The organism is Angustibacter speluncae (genome assembly GCF_054777815.1).
In genome coordinates, this window is sequence record NZ_BAAHAF010000149.1 from 18408 (window position 1) to 34595 (window position 16188).

The 16188-nt window shown below is 70.3% G+C and carries 28 protein-coding genes and 1 pseudogene; all 29 read right to left on the minus strand.

All coding sequences use genetic code 11. The features are described from left to right. Positions 1 to 2: 2 nt before the first annotated feature. The 29 genes and pseudogenes from rpsK to tuf all read right to left on the minus strand — a co-directional run bounded on the left by rpsK (position 3) and on the right by tuf (position 16073). Complete coding sequence (gene rpsK / locus ACYVKY_RS16585) at positions 3 to 410, minus strand: 30S ribosomal protein S11 (protein WP_460436091.1); 408 nt, start codon at positions 408 to 410, stop codon at positions 3 to 5. 104 nt (positions 411 to 514) lie between these two features. After that, positions 515 to 895: a 30S ribosomal protein S13 gene (gene rpsM / locus ACYVKY_RS16590; protein ID WP_460436092.1), complete on the minus strand. Its 381-nt coding sequence runs from the start codon at positions 893 to 895 to the stop codon at positions 515 to 517. Between the two features lie 154 nt (positions 896 to 1049). Next, entirely contained in the window at positions 1050 to 1163 is a 114-nt protein-coding gene (gene rpmJ, locus ACYVKY_RS16595; RefSeq protein ID WP_006592630.1) for a 50S ribosomal protein L36, read from the minus strand. Positions 1164 to 1191: 28 nt separating this feature from the next. After that, the gene (infA, locus tag ACYVKY_RS16600; RefSeq protein ID WP_043501486.1) at positions 1192 to 1413 is read right to left on the minus strand and encodes a translation initiation factor IF-1; all 222 of its coding nucleotides are present in this window, start codon (positions 1411 to 1413) and stop codon (positions 1192 to 1194) included. A 240-nt stretch (positions 1414 to 1653) separates the two neighbouring features. Then, positions 1654 to 2493 carry a type I methionyl aminopeptidase gene (gene map, locus ACYVKY_RS16605; RefSeq protein WP_460436093.1) on the minus strand — a complete coding sequence of 280 codons (840 nt, stop codon included), beginning with the start codon at positions 2491 to 2493 and terminating at the stop codon, positions 1654 to 1656. Between the two features lie 20 nt (positions 2494 to 2513). Next, positions 2514 to 3092 carry a nucleoside monophosphate kinase gene (locus ACYVKY_RS16610; protein WP_460436094.1) on the minus strand — a complete coding sequence of 193 codons (579 nt, stop codon included), beginning with the start codon at positions 3090 to 3092 and terminating at the stop codon, positions 2514 to 2516. Continuing rightward, positions 3092 to 4414: a preprotein translocase subunit SecY gene (gene secY, locus ACYVKY_RS16615; protein ID WP_460436095.1), complete on the minus strand. Its 1323-nt coding sequence runs from the start codon at positions 4412 to 4414 to the stop codon at positions 3092 to 3094. Before secY ends, ACYVKY_RS16610 begins: the two co-directional genes overlap by 1 nt. 175 nt (positions 4415 to 4589) lie before the next feature. Then, a complete protein-coding gene (rplO, locus tag ACYVKY_RS16620; protein WP_460436096.1) occupies positions 4590 to 5075 on the minus strand; it encodes a large ribosomal subunit protein uL15 in 486 nt (161 codons plus the stop codon). A 2-nt stretch (positions 5076 to 5077) separates the two neighbouring features. Further along, positions 5078 to 5260, minus strand: a complete 183-nt coding sequence (gene rpmD, locus ACYVKY_RS16625; RefSeq protein WP_007924709.1) for a 50S ribosomal protein L30 — start codon at positions 5258 to 5260, stop codon at positions 5078 to 5080. Then, entirely contained in the window at positions 5260 to 5886 is a 627-nt protein-coding gene (rpsE, locus tag ACYVKY_RS16630) for a 30S ribosomal protein S5 (protein WP_460436097.1), read from the minus strand. Before rpsE ends, rpmD begins: the two co-directional genes overlap by 1 nt. A gap of 38 nt (positions 5887 to 5924) precedes the next feature. Continuing rightward, positions 5925 to 6296 (minus strand): 50S ribosomal protein L18, encoded by a 372-nt coding sequence (rplR, locus tag ACYVKY_RS16635; protein WP_460436123.1) that lies wholly within the window; start codon positions 6294 to 6296, stop codon positions 5925 to 5927. Further along, positions 6296 to 6835, minus strand: a complete 540-nt coding sequence (gene rplF, locus ACYVKY_RS16640; RefSeq protein ID WP_460436098.1) for a 50S ribosomal protein L6 — start codon at positions 6833 to 6835, stop codon at positions 6296 to 6298. Before rplF ends, rplR begins: the two co-directional genes overlap by 1 nt. Before the next feature lie 17 nt (positions 6836 to 6852). Then, the gene (gene rpsH / locus ACYVKY_RS16645; RefSeq protein ID WP_460436099.1) at positions 6853 to 7251 is read right to left on the minus strand and encodes a 30S ribosomal protein S8; all 399 of its coding nucleotides are present in this window, start codon (positions 7249 to 7251) and stop codon (positions 6853 to 6855) included. 127 nt (positions 7252 to 7378) lie between these two features. Beyond that, complete coding sequence (locus tag ACYVKY_RS16650) at positions 7379 to 7564, minus strand: 30S ribosomal protein S14 (RefSeq protein ID WP_460436100.1); 186 nt, start codon at positions 7562 to 7564, stop codon at positions 7379 to 7381. Continuing rightward, positions 7564 to 8148 carry a large ribosomal subunit protein uL5 gene (gene rplE, locus ACYVKY_RS16655; protein WP_460436101.1) on the minus strand — a complete coding sequence of 195 codons (585 nt, stop codon included), beginning with the start codon at positions 8146 to 8148 and terminating at the stop codon, positions 7564 to 7566. Before rplE ends, ACYVKY_RS16650 begins: the two co-directional genes overlap by 1 nt. Next, positions 8148 to 8513: a 50S ribosomal protein L24 gene (gene rplX / locus ACYVKY_RS16660; protein ID WP_460436102.1), complete on the minus strand. Its 366-nt coding sequence runs from the start codon at positions 8511 to 8513 to the stop codon at positions 8148 to 8150. Before rplX ends, rplE begins: the two co-directional genes overlap by 1 nt. A gap of 1 nt (position 8514) precedes the next feature. Further along, positions 8515 to 8883, minus strand: coding sequence for a large ribosomal subunit protein uL14 (gene rplN / locus ACYVKY_RS16665; protein ID WP_460436103.1), 369 nt, complete (start codon positions 8881 to 8883; stop codon positions 8515 to 8517). Between the two features lie 85 nt (positions 8884 to 8968). Next, positions 8969 to 9268, minus strand: coding sequence for a small ribosomal subunit protein uS17 (gene rpsQ, locus ACYVKY_RS16670; RefSeq protein WP_460436104.1), 300 nt, complete (start codon positions 9266 to 9268; stop codon positions 8969 to 8971). Continuing rightward, positions 9265 to 9552 (minus strand): 50S ribosomal protein L29, encoded by a 288-nt coding sequence (rpmC, locus tag ACYVKY_RS16675; RefSeq protein WP_460436124.1) that lies wholly within the window; start codon positions 9550 to 9552, stop codon positions 9265 to 9267. The genes rpsQ and rpmC overlap by 4 nt, the downstream gene beginning before the upstream one ends. Continuing rightward, a complete protein-coding gene (gene rplP / locus ACYVKY_RS16680; protein WP_460436105.1) occupies positions 9552 to 9971 on the minus strand; it encodes a large ribosomal subunit protein uL16 in 420 nt (139 codons plus the stop codon). The genes rpmC and rplP overlap by 1 nt, the downstream gene beginning before the upstream one ends. 4 nt (positions 9972 to 9975) lie before the next feature. Further along, positions 9976 to 10788 carry a small ribosomal subunit protein uS3 gene (rpsC, locus tag ACYVKY_RS16685; RefSeq protein WP_460436106.1) on the minus strand — a complete coding sequence of 271 codons (813 nt, stop codon included), beginning with the start codon at positions 10786 to 10788 and terminating at the stop codon, positions 9976 to 9978. 155 nt (positions 10789 to 10943) lie between these two features. Further along, positions 10944 to 11291 (minus strand): annotated as a pseudogene (rplV, locus tag ACYVKY_RS16690) (50S ribosomal protein L22); the annotation flags it as partial. 67 nt (positions 11292 to 11358) lie between these two features. Then, positions 11359 to 11640, minus strand: coding sequence for a 30S ribosomal protein S19 (gene rpsS / locus ACYVKY_RS16695; RefSeq protein WP_460436107.1), 282 nt, complete (start codon positions 11638 to 11640; stop codon positions 11359 to 11361). Between the two features lie 11 nt (positions 11641 to 11651). Then, entirely contained in the window at positions 11652 to 12488 is an 837-nt protein-coding gene (gene rplB, locus ACYVKY_RS16700) for a large ribosomal subunit protein uL2 (RefSeq protein WP_460436108.1), read from the minus strand. 31 nt (positions 12489 to 12519) lie between these two features. Continuing rightward, a complete protein-coding gene (gene rplW / locus ACYVKY_RS16705) occupies positions 12520 to 12822 on the minus strand; it encodes an uL23 family ribosomal protein (protein ID WP_460436109.1) in 303 nt (100 codons plus the stop codon). Continuing rightward, positions 12819 to 13559 carry a 50S ribosomal protein L4 gene (gene rplD / locus ACYVKY_RS16710; RefSeq protein WP_460436110.1) on the minus strand — a complete coding sequence of 247 codons (741 nt, stop codon included), beginning with the start codon at positions 13557 to 13559 and terminating at the stop codon, positions 12819 to 12821. The genes rplW and rplD overlap by 4 nt, the downstream gene beginning before the upstream one ends. Before the next feature lies 1 nt (position 13560). Beyond that, positions 13561 to 14226 carry a large ribosomal subunit protein uL3 gene (gene rplC, locus ACYVKY_RS16715; protein WP_460436111.1) on the minus strand — a complete coding sequence of 222 codons (666 nt, stop codon included), beginning with the start codon at positions 14224 to 14226 and terminating at the stop codon, positions 13561 to 13563. Between the two features lie 22 nt (positions 14227 to 14248). Next, positions 14249 to 14557: a 30S ribosomal protein S10 gene (gene rpsJ / locus ACYVKY_RS16720; protein WP_012867945.1), complete on the minus strand. Its 309-nt coding sequence runs from the start codon at positions 14555 to 14557 to the stop codon at positions 14249 to 14251. Positions 14558 to 14879: 322 nt separating this feature from the next. Beyond that, entirely contained in the window at positions 14880 to 16073 is a 1194-nt protein-coding gene (tuf, locus tag ACYVKY_RS16725) for an elongation factor Tu (RefSeq protein ID WP_460436112.1), read from the minus strand. Positions 16074 to 16188 lie beyond the last annotated feature (115 nt).

Sequence of the window (16188 nt, forward strand, 5' to 3'; positions counted from 1 at the left end):
GGTCAGACGCGGCGACGCTTGGGCGGGCGGCAGCCGTTGTGCGGGCTGGGGGTGACGTCCTGGATGGACCCCACCTCCAGGCCGGTGGCCTGCAGCGAGCGGATGGCGGTCTCGCGGCCGGAGCCGGGACCCTTGACGAACACGTCGACCTTGCGCATGCCGTGCTCCTGGGCACGGCGCGCGGCGGCCTCGGCGGCCATCTGCGCGGCGAACGGCGTCGACTTGCGCGAGCCCTTGAAGCCGACCTGGCCGGCGGAGGCCCACGAGATCACCGCACCGCTGGGGTCGGTGATCGAGACGATGGTGTTGTTGAAGGTGCTCTTGATGTGCGCCTGGCCGTGGGAGACGTTCTTCTTCTCCTTGCGGCGCGGGCGGCGCGCACCGGAAGCCGTGCGGCTCTTGGGGGGCATGGGCTGGTTCTCTCCTGAAGGATCCGGGGTGCCCGGGCGGCGGTGCCGCGGTCGGGCGGGAAGGGTGGGCGCGTTCGGTTCGTCTCACGCGACCTGAGATGGACCTACTTGCGCGCGGCCTTCTTCTTGCCGGCGACGGTGCGCTTCGGACCCTTGCGGGTACGGGCGTTGGTCTTGGTGCGCTGACCGCGGACGGGCAGCCCGCGGCGGTGCCGCAGACCCTCGTAGCAGCCGATCTCGACCTTGCGGCGGATGTCGGCGGCCACCTCGCGGCGCAGGTCGCCCTCGACCCGGAAGTTCGCCTCGATGTAGTCGCGCAGTGCGACCTGCTCGGCCTCGCCCATGTCCTTGACACGGAGGTCCGGGCTGATGCCCGTGGCCGTCAGGGCCTGCTGGGCGCGGGTGCGCCCGACGCCGTAGATGTAGGTGAGCGCCACCTCGAGCCGCTTGTCGCGGGGGAGGTCGACGCCGACGATGCGTGCCATCGGTGTGGTGTGTCTCCTGGATCGTCCGGAGGTCTGGAGCAGCACCGGTCCCGCCGGCCGGGGCCGTGGGCGGGTCCCCGGCCTCCGGGGCCGGGGGTGGCGTCCCGAGCCGGGGCTCGGGGGTCGGGTGCTGCGGTGGGGGGTGGTGCTGCGATCAGCCCTGGCGCTGCTTGTGGCGCAGGTTCTCGCAGATCACCATGACCCGGCCGTTGCGGCGGATCACCTTGCACTTGTCGCAGATCTTCTTGACGCTCGGCTGAACCTTCATGGCTGTCCCTTGGTGTCCTGGGTCGCGATCACTTGTAGCGGTAGACGATGCGGCCGCGGGTGAGGTCGTACGGGCTCAGCTCCACCACCACGCGGTCCTCGGGGAGGATCCGGATGTAGTGCTGGCGCATCTTGCCGGAGATGTGCGCGAGGACCTTGTGCCCGTTGGACAGCTCGACGCGGAACATCGCGTTCGGGAGCGCCTCCACGACGCTGCCCTCGATCTCGATGACTCCGTCCTTCTTCGCCATGTCCTCCGCAATCTCCGTGTCGCTCGTGTCGAACCTCTGGCCGCGTGCACCACGCCGTGGGCGTGGTGGGACGAACCGTCTGGCTCACCGGTTGACCCACGTCGTGACGATCGTCCTGCCGCGCCGAACCAGCCGCGGGGCACGGGCAGGACGCAGGTGCACGTGGACCGACAGACGAGTCTACGTCAGGTACCCGCTGAGCACGAAATCGGGCGACCGGGGACGCTGCCCCCGGCGGGCTCAGAGCGGGACGGGGACCACGCCGTGCGGCGCGAGGCCGGCGGCGCCGCCGTCGGGCGCGGTGAGCACCCAGAGCCCCAGGTCGTGCACCGCGACGGTGTGCTCCCAGTGCGCGCCGCGCGAGCCGTCGTCGGACACCACGGTCCACTCGTCGTCGGCGACCCGGGTGCCGCCGCCGCCGCGCACGCACATCGGCTCGATCGCGACCACCAGGCCGGCGCGCACCCTCGGGCCGCGCTCGCGGGTGCGGTAGTTCAGCACCTCCGGCGCCATGTGCATGGCGGTGCCGATGCCGTGGCCGGTGTAGCCGTCGAGGATGGCGAACCGCTCCCCCACGGCGTCCTCGACGGCGGCGCCCACGTCGGACAGCGGGCGCCCGACCGCCAGAGCGGCGATGCCGGCCCAGAGCGAGTCGTGGGTGACCTGGGAGAGGGCGAGGTCCTCCGGGTCGGCCGCCTCCGGTCCGCCGACGACGAGGGTGAGGGCGGCGTCGCCGTGCCAGCCGACGCCCTGCTCGTCGCGCACGACCGCGCCGCAGTCGACCGAGACCAGGTCGCCGGGCTCGAGCTTGCGCGGACCGGGGATGCCGTGCACGACCTCGTCGTTCACCGAGACGCAGGTGACGGCCGGGAACGGCGGGTGGCCGTAGCCGAGGAAGTTCGACGTGGCGCCCGCGCCCTCGATCACCGCGCGCGCGGCGGCGTCGAGGTCGGCGGTGGTCGCGCCCGGGACGGCGGCCGCGCGGGCCGCGGCCAGCGCGTCGGCGACCACCAGGCCGGCCCGGCGCATCACCAGGATCTGATCGCCGGTCTTGTACTGGATCTTCTCGCGGCCGAACACCTCGTCGTGCCCCGCGTCGCTCAGGCCGGGGCGCGGCGGCCGTCGAGCGCGGCCAGGACCCGCTCGGTGACCTCGTCGACCTCGCCGGTGCCGTCGACCTGCACCAGCAGCCCGCGCTCGCGGTACACGTCGAGCAGCGGTGCCGTCTGGTCGGCGTACACCTGCTGGCGGGTGCGGATGACGTCCTCGGTGTCGTCGCTGCGCCCGTCGGTCTCGGCCCGCTTCAGCAGCCGGGCCACGACCTCCTCGGTGTCGACGGTGAGCTCGAGCACGTGCTGGAGGGCCAGCCCCTGCGCGGCGAGGACGTCGTCGAGCTCGCGCACCTGGTCGGCGGTGCGCGGGTAGCCGTCGAGCAGGAAGCCGCCGCGCGCGTCGTCCTGCGCCAGCCGGTCGCGGACGAGGTCGTTCGTGACCTCGTCGGGCACGTACTGGCCGGAGTCGATGATCGCCTTGACCTTCTGGCCGAGCGGCGTCTCGTCACGGATGTTCTGGCGGAAGATGTCGCCGGTCGAGATCGCCGGGACGCCGAAGCGCTCGGCGACCCGCACCGCCTGGGTGCCCTTGCCCGCACCGGGCGGGCCGAGGATGAGGAGGCGCATCAGCGCAGGAACCCTTCGTAGTGCCGCTGCTGCAGCTGGGACTCGATCTGCTTCACCGTCTCCAGACCCACGCCCACGATGATCAGGATCGAGGTGCCGCCGAAGGGGAAGTTCTGGTTCGCGTTGACCAGCACCAGGGCGACGAGCGGGATCAGGGCGACGACGCCCAGGTACAACGCCCCCGGCAGGGTGATCCGGGTCAGGATGTAGTCCAGGTACTCGGCGGTCGGCCGGCCGGCCCGGATCCCGGGGATGAAGCCGCCGACGCGCTTGATGTTGTCGGCCACCTCGTCGGGGTTGAACGTGATGGCGACGTAGAAGTACGTGAAGAACACGATCAGCGCGAAGTAGAGCGTGATGTACAGCGGGTGGTCGCCGGCGACCAGGGTGTTCTGGATCCACACCACCCAGTCGGCCGGGACCTCGCCCGGCGCGGGGGTGTTGAACTGCGCCACCAGGGCCGGCAGGTACAGCAGCGACGAGGCGAAGATGACCGGGATGACGCCGGCCATGTTGACCTTCATCGGGATGTAGGTGCTGGAGCCGCCGTACATGCGGCGTCCGACCATCTTCTTGGCGTACTGCACCGGCACCCGGCGCTGGGACTGCTCGACGAAGATGACGGCCGCGACGATGAACAGGCCGATGACGATGACCAGCGCCATGATCCCGTAGCCCAGGTTCTCGTCCTGGCCGATGGCCCACAGCGAGCCGGGGAAGCCCGCGGCGATCGAGGTGAAGATCAGCAGCGACATGCCGTTGCCGATGCCGCGCTCGGTGATGAGCTCGCCCATCCACATGATCAGGCCGGTGCCGGCGGTCATCGTCAGCACCATCAGGCCGATCACGACGATCGAGTCGTCGGGGATGATCGGGACCGAGCAGTTCGGGAACAGGTTGCCCGAGCGGGCCACCGCCACGTACGTGGTCGACTGCAGGATCGCCAGGCCGATGGTGAGGTACCGGGTGTACTGCGTCAGCTTCGCGGTGCCCGACTGACCCTCCTTCTTGAGGGTCTCGAACCGCGGGATCACCACCGTCAGCAGCTGCACGATGATGCTCGCCGTGATGTACGGCATGATCCCCAGCGCGAAGATCGACAGCTGGAGCAGCGCGCCGCCGGAGAACAGGTTGACCAGGCCGAGCAGGTCGTTGGACTCCCCCGACGTCGCGGGGTCGAGGCAGGTCTGCACGTTGCCGTAGTCGACGCCCGGGGTCGGGATGAACGACCCGAGCCGGAACAGCGCCATGATGGCGAGGCTGAAGAGCAGCTTCCGCCGCAGGTCGGGCGTCTTGAACGCCCGCACGAATGCGCTGAGCACGTGAAGTCCTCCGTGACGGCCCGGACGGGCCTGGACAGTTGCTGAGTGACCTTACCCCGCCGCGACCGACCGCTGACGCGGCGGCGGCCCGGGCCGCTCCCCCCGACCTCTCACGAGGCCGGACGAGGGAGCGGGCCGGGCCGCGGCACGCAGCGGGTCCACGCGGGGTGGACCGTCAGGCGGTGGTGACGGACCCGCCCGCGGCCTCGATCTTCTCCTTGGCGGAGGACGAGGCCTTGTCGACGGTGACGTCGACCTTGACCGAGATGTCGCCGGTGCCGAGCACCTTGACCTTCTCGCCCTTGCGGACGGCGCCCTTCGCCACGAGGTCGGCGACGGTGACCGCGCCGCCCTCGGGGAACAGCTCGCCGAGCCGGTCCAGGTTCACGACCTGGTACTCGGTGCGGAACGGGTTCTTGAACCCGCGCAGCTTCGGCAGCCGCATGTGCAGGGGGGTCTGGCCACCCTCGAACCCGGCCGGCACCTGGTACCGGGACTTGGTGCCCTTGGTACCGCGGCCGGCGCTCTTGCCCTTGGAGCCCTCACCGCGACCCACGCGGGTGCGCGCGGTCTTGGCGCCGGGGGCGGGGCGCAGGTGGTGGACCTTGAGCGCGTGGCCCTCGGTCGCGGCGGCCTCGGCCGCCTCCTTCTTCTTCGCCATGATCAGTCGACCTCCTCGACGGTCACGAGGTGACGGACCGTCTGGACCATCCCGCGGATCTCGGGACGGTCCTCCTTGACCACCACGTCACCGATGCGCTTCAGCCCGAGGCTGCGCAGCGTGTCGCGCTGGTTCTGCTTCCCGCCGATCTCCGAGCGGGTCTGGGTCACCTTGAGCCGCGCCATCACGCACCTGCCCGGGCGCGCAGCAGCGCGGCGGGGGCGACGTCCTCGAGCGGCAGGCCACGACGGGCGGCCACGGCCTCCGGACGCTCGAGGCCCTTCAGGGCCGCCACCGTGGCGTGCACGATGTTGATGGCGTTGCTCGAGCCCAGCGACTTGCTGAGCACGTCGTGGATGCCGGCGCACTCGAGCACGGCGCGCACCGGGCCACCGGCGATGACGCCGGTACCGGGCGAGGCGGGCTTGAGCATGACGACACCGGCGGCGGCCTCACCCTGGATGGGGTGGGGGATGGTGCCCTGGATGCGGGGGACCTTGAAGAAGTTCTTCTTCGCCTCCTCCACACCCTTGGCGATCGCCGCGGGCACCTCCTTGGCCTTGCCGTAGCCGACGCCGACGGTGCCGTCGCCGTCACCCACCACGACGAGCGCGGTGAAGCTGAAGCGGCGGCCGCCCTTGACGACCTTGGCCACGCGGTTGATGGTCACGACCCGCTCGACGTACTGGTTGCGGTCGGCGGCGTCGCCACCGCGCCGGTTGTCGCGGTCGCGCCCGCCGCGACGGTTGTCGCGGTCGTTGCCACCGGTGCCGGTCGCGGCACCCGCGCCTCGGCGCTGGGGTCCAGGCATGTTGGTTTCCTGTCCTTCTCGTGTGGTCGGTCGGCTCGTCAGAGGGTGAGCCCGGCCTCGCGGGCACCCTCGGCGACGGCGGCCACGCGGCCGTGGTAGCGGTTGCCACCGCGGTCGAAGACCACGGTGTCGATGCCGGCGGCCTTGGCCCGCTCGCCGACGAGCTCGCCGACCTTCTTGGCCTTGGCGGTCTTGTCGCCGTCCAGCGAGCGCAGGTCGGCCTCCATGGTCGACGCGCTGGCCAGGGTGCGGCCCACGGTGTCGTCGACGACCTGGACGAACAGGTGCCGCGTGGAGCGGTTGACGACCAGGCGCGGACGCACGGTGGTGCCGGCGACCTTCTTGCGCAGCCGCAGGTGACGGCGCTGGCGCGACTTGGTCGAGCCCTTGCCCTTGACTCCGAGTGCCATCACTTACCAGCCTTCCCGACCTTGCGGCGGATCTGCTCGCCGGCGTAGCGCACGCCCTTGCCCTTGTACGGGTCGGGCTTGCGGAGCTTGCGGATGCCGGCGGCGACCTCGCCCACCTGCTGCTTGTCGATGCCCTGCACCGAGAGGCGGGTGGGGCCCTCCACCGCGAACGTGATGCCCTCGGGGGCGCTCACGGTGACGGGGTGGCTGTAGCCGAGCGCGAACTCCAGGTTCGAGCCCTTGGCCACCACGCGGTACCCGGTGCCGACGATCTCCAGCTTCTTCTCGAAGCCCTCGGTGACACCCGTGACCATGTTGGCGATCACCGTGCGGGTGGTGCCGTGCAGCGCCGGGGCCTTGCCGTCGTCGTTCGGACGGGTCACCTCGAGCGAGCCGTCCTCGCCCTTCGCGACCTGGATGGGGTCGGCCACGGTGTGGATCAGGGTGCCCTTGGGACCCTTGACCTGCACCTGGCGGCCCTCGATGCTCACCTCGACACCGGACGGGACCGGCACGGGCTGCTTGCCGATGCGGCTCATGCTGCTACCTCCTCCGGTTACCAGACGTAGGCGAGGACTTCCCCGCCCACACCCTGCTTGGCGGCCTGCTTGTCGGTGAGCAGACCGGACGACGTCGACAGGATCGCCACGCCCAGGCCACCGAGCACGCGGGGCAGGTTCGTGGACTTCGCGTAGACCCGCAGGCCCGGCTTCGAGACCCGGCGCACGCCCGAGATCGAGCGCTCCCGGTTCGGGCCGAACTTCAGGTCGATGGTCAGCGTCTTGCCGACCTCGGCGTCCTCGACCTTCCAGCCGGCGATGTAGCCCTCGGCCTGGAGGATCTCGGCGATCCGCGACTTCAGCTTGCTGTACGGCATGGCCACCTCGTCGTGGTACGCCGAGTTGGCGTTCCGCAGACGGGTGAGCATGTCCGCGATGGGGTCGGTCATCGTCATCGGGCTCTGTGCCCTTCCTCGCCGTGGTTTCCCCGGACCGGCCCCGTGGGGCCCGGCCGGAGGACCTGCGGCGTCAGGTTGTCGCTTCGGTGGTCTGGTGCGGTGGGCACTGGCCGGACGGCCAGGCTCACCAGCTGCTCTTGGTCACGCCGGGGAGCTCGCCCGCGTGCGCCATCTCGCGCAGGCAGACGCGGCACAGCCCGAACTTGCGGTACACCGAGTGCGGGCGACCGCACTTCTGGCACCGGGTGTACGCGCGGACCGCGAACTTGGGCTTGCGCGCGGCCTTGTTGATCAGCGCCGTCTTGGCCATCAGTTCTCCTTGAAGGGGAAGCCCAGCCGCTTGAGCAGCGCCCGGCCCTCGTCGTCGGTGGTCGCGGTCGTCACGACCGTGATGTCCATGCCGCGCACGCGGTCGATGCGGTCCTGGTCGATCTCGTGGAACATCGACTGCTCGGACAGGCCGAACGTGTAGTTGCCGTTGCCGTCGAACTGCTTCGGCGACAGGCCGCGGAAGTCGCGGATGCGGGGCAGCGCGATCGACAGCAGCCGGTCCAGGAACTCCCACATCCGGTCGCCGCGCAGCGTGGTGTGCGCGCCGATCGGCATGCCCTCGCGCAGCTTGAACTGCGCGATCGACTTGCGGGCCTTGGTGACCTGCGGCTTCTGGCCGGTGATCGCGGTGAGGTCCTTGATGGCGCCCTCGATCAGCTTGGAGTCACGGGCGGCGTCGCCGACGCCCATGTTCACCACGACCTTCACCAGGCCGGGGATCTGCATCACGTTGGCGTACGAGAACTCCTCGCGCATCGCCGGCGCGACCTCGTCGCGGTAGCGGGTGCGCAGACGCGGGCTGCTGCCCGTGCCCTGCGTGCGCTCGATGGTGGTGTCGCTCATCAGATGTCCTTACCGGAGCGGCGGGCCACGCGGACCCGGACGGTGCGCTCGCGACCGTCACGCTCGACCGTCTCGGTGCGGGAACCGACCCGGGTCGGCTTCTTGCTGCTCGGGTCGACCAGCATCACGTTGCTGATGTGGAGGGGCGCCTCGTGCGTCTCGATGCCACCGGTCTTCGCGCCGCGGCCGGTGCTGCCGACCTTGACGTGCTTCTTGATCCGGTTGACGCCCTCGACGAGGACCCGGTTCGTGTCGGGGAACACCTGGATGACGCGGCCGGTCTTGCCGCGGTCGCCGCCCCGCTCGGGGGTGGCGCCCGTGATGACCTGCACGGTGTCGCCCTTCTTGATCTTCAGCTTCGCCATCTCAGAGCACCTCCGGGGCCAGCGAGATGATCTTCATGAACCGCTTGTCGCGCAGCTCGCGGCCGACCGGGCCGAAGATGCGGGTGCCACGCGGGTCGCCGTCGGGACGCAGGATGACGGCCGCGTTCTCGTCGAAGCGGATGTAGGAGCCGTCGGGACGACGGCGCTCCTTCTTGGTGCGCACGACGACGGCCTTGACCACGTCGCCCTTCTTCACGTTGCCACCGGGGATGGCGTCCTTGACGGTGCCCACGATGACGTCGCCGATGCCGGCGTAACGGCGGCCGGAGCCGCCGAGCACGCGGATGCAGAGGATCTCCTTGGCACCCGTGTTGTCGGCGACCTTGAGCCGCGACTCCTGCTGGATCACTTCATCACTCCTGTTGTCGCGCTGGTTCTCGCTCCACCGTCACGGCGGACGAGCCTGGCGGAACCGATGGGACGGCCTGCGGGCCTTACTTGGCCTTCTCGACGATCTGCACGACGCGCCAGCGCTTGGTGGCGGACAGCGGCCGGGTCTCCATGATCCGGACGGTGTCGCCGACGCCGCACTCGTTCTGCTCGTCGTGCGCCTTCACCTTGCTGGTGCGACGCAGCACCTTGCCGTACAGCGGGTGCTTGACGCGGTCCTCGACGGCGACGACGACGGTCTTGTCCATCTTGTCGCTGACGACGGTGCCGCGGCGGGTCTTGCGGTACCCGCGGTGCTCCTCGGCCTGCGCCTCGGTGCTCGCGTCGGTGGTCTGCTCGCTCACTTGGCGGCCTCCTTCTTGCTCTTCTTCGCGGCCTTCTCCTCGGAGACGGCCGGGGCAGCCGGGGCCACGCCGATGCCGAGCTCGTGCTCGCGCATGATCGTGTAGATCCGGGCGATGTCACGACGCACGGCCTTGAGCCGGCCGTGGCTCTCCAGCTGGCCGGTGGCCGACTGGAAGCGGAGGTTGAACAGCTCCTCCTTGGCCTTGCGCAGCTCCTCGACCAGGCGCTCGGCGTCGTAGCCGCGCAGCTGCTCGGCCGCCAGGTCCTTCGAACCGACTGCCATCACCCTTCACCACCCTCGCGCCGCACGAAGCGGCACTTCATCGGGAGCTTGTGGATCGCCAGGCGCATCGCCTCGCGGGCCACGTCCTCCGGGACGCCGGACAGCTCGAACATCACGCGTCCGGGCTTGACGTTGGCGATCCACCACTCCGGGGAGCCCTTGCCGGAACCCATGCGGGTCTCGGCCGGCTTCTTGGTCAGCGGGCGGTCGGGGTAGATGTTGATCCACACCTTGCCGCCGCGCTTGATGTAGCGCGTCATCGCGATACGCGCGGCCTCGATCTGCCGGTTGGTGACGTAGGCGGGCTCGAGGGCCTGGATGCCGTAGTCGCCGAACGCGATCGTGGTGCCACCCTTCGCAGCGCCGCTGCGCTTGGGGTGGTGCTGCTTGCGGTGCTTGAGCCGCCGGGGAACCAGCACGGCGTCAGCCCTCCTGTCCGGTGCTCTCGGGCGCAGCGGCCGCGGGAGCGGCCTCGGTGGCCGCGGGAGCGGTCTCGGCGCCGCGCTCGGGACGACGGCCGCGCGGGCGCTCGGCCCGCTCGGGCCGGCCGCCGCGCGGACCGCGCGGGGCCTGCGCCTGCTGGGCCGCGAGCTCCTTGGCGGTCATGTCGCCCTTGTAGATCCACACCTTCACGCCGATGCGGCCGAAGGTGGTGCGGGCCTCGTAGAAGCCGTAGTCGATCTGCGCGCGCAGGGTGTGCAGCGGGACGCGACCCTCGCGGTAGAACTCCGAGCGGCTCATCTCGGCGCCGCCGAGGCGGCCCGAGCACTGCACCCGGATGCCCTTGGCGCCGGCGCGCTGGGACGACTGCATGCCCTTGCGCATGGCGCGGCGGAACGAGACGCGGCTCGACAGCTGCTCGGCGATGCCCTGGGCGACCAGCTGGGCGTCGGTCTCGGGGTTCTTCACCTCGAGGATGTTCAGCTGCACCTGCTTGCCGGTGAGCTTCTCCAGCTCGCCGCGCAGCCGGTCGGCCTCCGCGCCGCGGCGGCCGATGACGATGCCCGGCCGGGCGGTGTGGATGTCGACGCGGACGCGGTCGCGGGTGCGCTCGATCTCGACCTTGGCGATGCCGGCGCGCTCCATGCCGGTGGACATCAGCTTGCGGATCGCGACGTCCTCCTTGACGAAGTCGCGGTACCGCTGGCCGGCCTTGGTGCTGTCGGCGAACCACCGCGACTTGTGGTCGGTGGTGATGCCGAGCCGGAACCCGTGCGGGTTGACCTTCTGTCCCACTAGGAGTTCCTCCCCTTCGCGGCGGCGGTCTTCTTCGCAGCCGTTGTCTTGGCGGGCGTCGTCTTCTTCGCGGCGGTCTTCTTCGCGGCGGTCTTCTTGGCCGCCGCCTTCTTCGCCGCGCCGGTCACCGGGGCCTTGGTGGCCCTGGCGCCGTCCTCGGGCGAGCCGACGACCACGGTGATGTGGCTGGTGCGCTTGCGGACGCGGAACGCCCGACCCTGCGCACGCGGCCGGAACCGCTTCATCGTCGGGCCCTCGTCCACGAACGCCGTGTGCACGACCAGCTCACGCTCGTCGAACGCCTCGGAGGCGCCCTCGGCCTTCACCCGCGCGTTGGCGATCGCGCTGGCGACCACCTTGTAGACCGGCTCGCTCGCGGCCTGCGGCGCGAACGCCAGCACCGCGAGGGCGTCGTTCGCCTGGCGGCCACGGATGAGGTCGACGACGCGTCGGGCCTTCTGGGGCGTGACACGGACGTACCGCGCCTGCGCCTTGGCTTCCATCGCTTGTCCTACCTTCTGCTCTCTCGTACTCGTCCGACCGTGGGGACGTCGCTGGCTGACCCGGGGGTCAGCGGCGACGGCCCTTGCGGTCGTCCTTCTCGTGGCCGCGGAACGTGCGGGTGGGGGCGAACTCGCCGAGCTTGTGGCCGACCATCGCCTCGGTGACGAACACCGGGACGTGCTTGCGGCCGTCGTGGACGGCGAGGGTGTGGCCGAGCATCTCGGGCACGATCATCGAGCGCCGGGACCAGGTCTTGATGACGTTCTTGGTGCCCTTCTCGTTCTGGCCGTCCACCTTCTTCATCAGGTGGTCGTCGACGAACGGGCCCTTCTTCAGGCTGCGAGGCATGCTGTCGGCTCCTAGCGCTTCTTGCCGGTGCGACGGCGCCGCACGATCTGACGGTCGGAGGCCTTGCCCGGCTTGCGGGTGCGGCCCTCGGGCTGGCCCCAGGGGCTCACCGGGTGGCGACCACCGGAGGTCTTGCCCTCACCACCACCGTGCGGGTGGTCGATCGGGTTCATCGCGACACCGCGGACGGTCGGGCGCTTGCCCTTCCAGCGCATGCGGCCGGCCTTGCCCCAGTTGATGTTCGACTGCTCGGCGTTGCCGACCTCGCCGACGGTGGCGCGGCAGCGCACGTCGACGTTGCGGATCTCGCCGGACGGCATGCGCAGCTGCGCGTTGCCGCCCTCCTTGGCGACCAGCTGCACCGAGGTGCCGGCCGAGCGGGCGATCTTCGCGCCGCCACCGGGCCGCAGCTCGATGGCGTGGACGACGGTGCCGACGGGGATGTTGCGCAGCGGCAGGCTGTTGCCCGGCTTGATGTCGGCGCCAGGACCGTTCTCGACGACGTCGCCCTGCTTCAGCCGGGTCGGCGCGATGATGTAGCGCTTCGTGCCGTCCAGGTAGTGCAGCAGCGCGATGCGCGCGGTGCGGTTGGGGTCGTACTCGATGTGCGCGACCTTCGCCGGCACGCCGTCCTTGTCGTGACGACGGAAGTCGATCACGCGGTAGGCGCGCTTGTGGCCACCACCCTGGTGACGGGTGGTGATCCGGCCGGTGTTGTTGCGGCCGCCCTTCTTCGTCAGGGGGCGGACCAGCGACTTCTCCGGCTCGGACCGGGTGACCTCGACGAAGTCGGCGACCGACGAGCCACGACGGCCCGGGGTCGTCGGCTTGTACTTGCGGATTCCCATGGTGTGCAGTCCTCAGTCAGATCTGGGCCGGTCAGGAGACCGGGCCCCCGAAGATGTCGATGGAGCCCTCGGACAGGGTGACGATCGCGCGCTTGGTGTTCTTGCGCTTGCCCGTCCCGAACCGGGTGCGGCGGGTCTTGCCCTCGCGGTTGAGGGTGTTGACCGACGCGACCTTGACGCCGAAGACCTTCTCGACGGCGATCCGGATCTCGGTCTTGTTCGCCCGGGGGTCGACGAGGAAGGTGTACTTGCCCTCGTCGAGCAGCCCGTAGCTCTTCTCGGAGACGACCGGCGCGAGCAGGATGTCGCGCGGGTCCTTCTGGATCGCGGTCACTTCGCGTCCTCCTCGGTGGCCTGGTCCTCGGTGGCCTCGTCCTCGGTGCCGACGGCCTTGACCGACTTGCCGGTCGCCGGGCCGGCGAGGAAGGCCTGCAGGGCCGCCTCGGTGAAGACGACGTCGTCGGAGCACAGCACGTCGTAGGTGTTCAGCTGGTCGGTGACCAGCAGGTGCACCCGCTCGGCGTTGCGCAGGCTCTTCCAGGTGAGGGCGTCCTCGCGCTCGAGGACGACCAGCACGTGCTTGCGGCTGGACAGGTTCGCCAGCGCGGCCACGGCGACCGCGGTCGACGGGGCGTCGCCGGTGACCAGCGAGCTGACCACGTGCACCCGGCCGTGCCGGGCCCGGTCGGAGAGGGCACCGCGCAGCGCGGCCGCCTTCATCTTCTTGGGTGTGCGCTGGGAGTAGTCGCGCGGCTGCGGGCCGTGCACGACGCCACCGCCGGCGAACTGCGGGGCGCGGGTCGAGCCCTGGCGGGCGCGGCCGGTGCCCTTCTGCTTGTAGGGCTTGGCGCCACCACCGCGGACCTCGCCGCGGGTCTTGGTGGCGTGGGTGCCCTGGCGGCGCGCGGCGAGCTGGGCCACCACGACCTGGTGGATCAGCGGCACGTTGGTCTGCACGTCGAACACCTCGGCCGGCAGCACGACGGTGCCGCTCTTCTTGCCCTCGGCGTCGACGACGTCGACCTCGCGGCCCTCGGCGGGCGCGACGTCCTTCTTCATGCTGGTCGCCATCTCAGGCTCCCTTCACGATCTTGGCGGCGGTGCGCACGAGCACCACGCCACCGCGGGGGCCGGGGACGGCGCCCTTGATGAGCAGCAGGCCCTTGTCGGCGTCGACCGCGTGCACCGTGAGGTTCTGCGTGGTCTGGCGCTCGCCGCCCATGCGGCCCGCCATGCGCATCCCCTTGAAGACGCGGCCCGGGGTGGCGCAGCCACCGATCGAGCCCGGCTTGCGGTGGTTGCGGTGCGCACCGTGGGAGGCACCCACGCCGGAGAAGCCGTGACGCTTCATCACACCGGCGAAGCCCTTGCCCTTGGTGGTGCCGATCACGTCGACGACCTGGCCGGTCTCGAAGGTGGCGGCGGTGAGCTCCTGGCCCAGCGCGTACCCGTCGGCGTCGGCGGTGCGGATCTCGACGAGGTGGCGGCGCGGCGTGACGCCCGCCTTCTCGAAGTGGCCGGTCAGCGGCTTGTTCACCTTGCGCGGGTCGATCGCGCCGAACGCGATCTGGACCGCGCTGTAGCCGTCGACGTCGGCGGTGCGGACCTGCGTGACGACGCAGGGGCCCGCCTCGACGACCGTGACGGGCACGAGGCGGCCGGCCTCGTCCCAGACCTGGGTCATGCCCAGCTTGGTGCCGAGGATGCCGGCGACCTCGCGGGTGGCAGTGCTAGTCATCTCGAGTGGTCCCTCGTCGGCTTCAGAGCTTGATCTCGATGTTCACGTCGGCAGGCAGGTCGAGTCGCATCAGCGAGTCGACGGCCTTCGGCGTGGGGTCGATGATGTCGATGAGACGCTTGTGCGTGCGCATCTCGAAGTGCTCGCGGCTGTCCTTGTACTTGTGCGGCGAACGGATGACGCAGAACACGTTCTTCTCCGTCGGGAGCGGAACGGGGCCCACCACCGTCGCGCCGGCCCGGGTCACCGTGTCGACGATCTTGCGCGCCGAGCTGTCGATGACCTCGTGGTCGTAGGACTTGAGCCGGATGCGGATCTTCTGTCCCGCCATGGCGTCGTCTGACTCTCTCTCGTCGTACCGCTGCTAGTGGTGCCCGGACCCCCGTCGGCCCCGACCCCCGCTGTCGGGCGTGTCGCGCGCGTGGCACGGAACTCGCCGCCGGCACCTGGTGCCTGGTCTCGTCGGGGTGGTCGGTCCGGAGGGATCCGGACGTCGGCGCCGGAGCACGTGCTCCCGCCGAACAACCTGTCCATAGTGCCAGAGGCGTGACGCCTTTGGCCAATCGGCCGCCTGCGTCCTCGCAGGTGGGGCCGAGCGCGCGACGAGGGCCCGGGGACAAGCCCCGGACCCTCGTCCGCGGTCGTGCTGGGGACTACTTGAGGATCTTGGTGACCCGGCCGGCGCCGACGGTGCGGCCGCCCTCGCGGATGGCGAAGCGCAGGCCCTCCTCCATGGCGATCGGCTGGATGAGGTCGACCGTCATCTCGGTGTTGTCGCCGGGCATGACCATCTCGGTGCCCTCGGGCAGCGTGATGACGCCGGTGACGTCGGTGGTGCGGAAGTAGAACTGCGGGCGGTAGTTCGCGTAGAACGGGTTGTGCCGGCCACCCTCGTCCTTGGACAGGATGTAGACGTTCGCCTCGAACTGGGTGTGCGGGGTGATCGAGCCCGGCTTGACGATGACCTGGCCGCGCTCGACGTCCTCGCGCTTGGTGCCGCGCAGCAGCAGGCCGACGTTCTCGCCCGCGCGGGCCTCGTCGAGCAGCTTGCGGAACATCTCGACGCCGGTGACGGTGGTCTTCGTCGACTTCTCCTTGATGCCGACGATCTCCACCTCCTCGTTGACGTTGAGGACGCCGCGCTCGACGCGACCGGTCACCACGGTGCCGCGGCCGGTGATCGTGAAGACGTCCTCGATCGGCATGAGGAAGGGCTTGTCGACGTCGCGCTCGGGGTCCGGGACGGACTCGTCGACGGCGTCGAGCAGGTCCTCGACCGACTTCACCCAGGTCGCGTCGCCCTCGAGGGCCTTGAGGCCGGAGACGCGGATCACGGGGACGTCGTCGCCCGGGAACTCGTAGGACGACAGCAGCTCGCGGACCTCGAGCTCGACGAGCTCCAGGATCTCCTCGTCGTCGACCATGTCGGACTTGTTCAGCGCGACGAGCAGGTAGGGCACGCCGACCTGGCGGGCGAGCAGCACGTGCTCACGGGTCTGCGCCATCGGGCCGTCGGTCGCCGCGACCACCAGGATCGCGCCGTCCATCTGCGCCGCACCGGTGATCATGTTCTTGATGTAGTCGGCGTGACCGGGGGCGTCGACGTGCGCGTAGTGACGCTTCTCGGTCTGGTACTCGACGTGCGCGATGTTGATCGTGATGCCGCGCTGCTTCTCCTCCGGCGCCTTGTCGATCTCGTCGAACGGCGTGAAGGGGTTCAGGTCCGGGTACTTGTCGTGCAGGACCTTGCTGATGGCGGCCGTCAGCGTCGTCTTGCCGTGGTCGACGTGACCGATGGTGCCGATGTTGACGTGCGGCTTGGTCCGCTCGAACTTCGCCTTACCCACGGTGGGGTCCTCCTTGGAGCTTGTCGGGTCCGCCGACCGCCCCCGGTCGGGGCGGTATCAGCGAGGGGGGAGTGTAGTCGTCCTGCCGGGTGGAGGACGACGGGGTTCGCCCGGG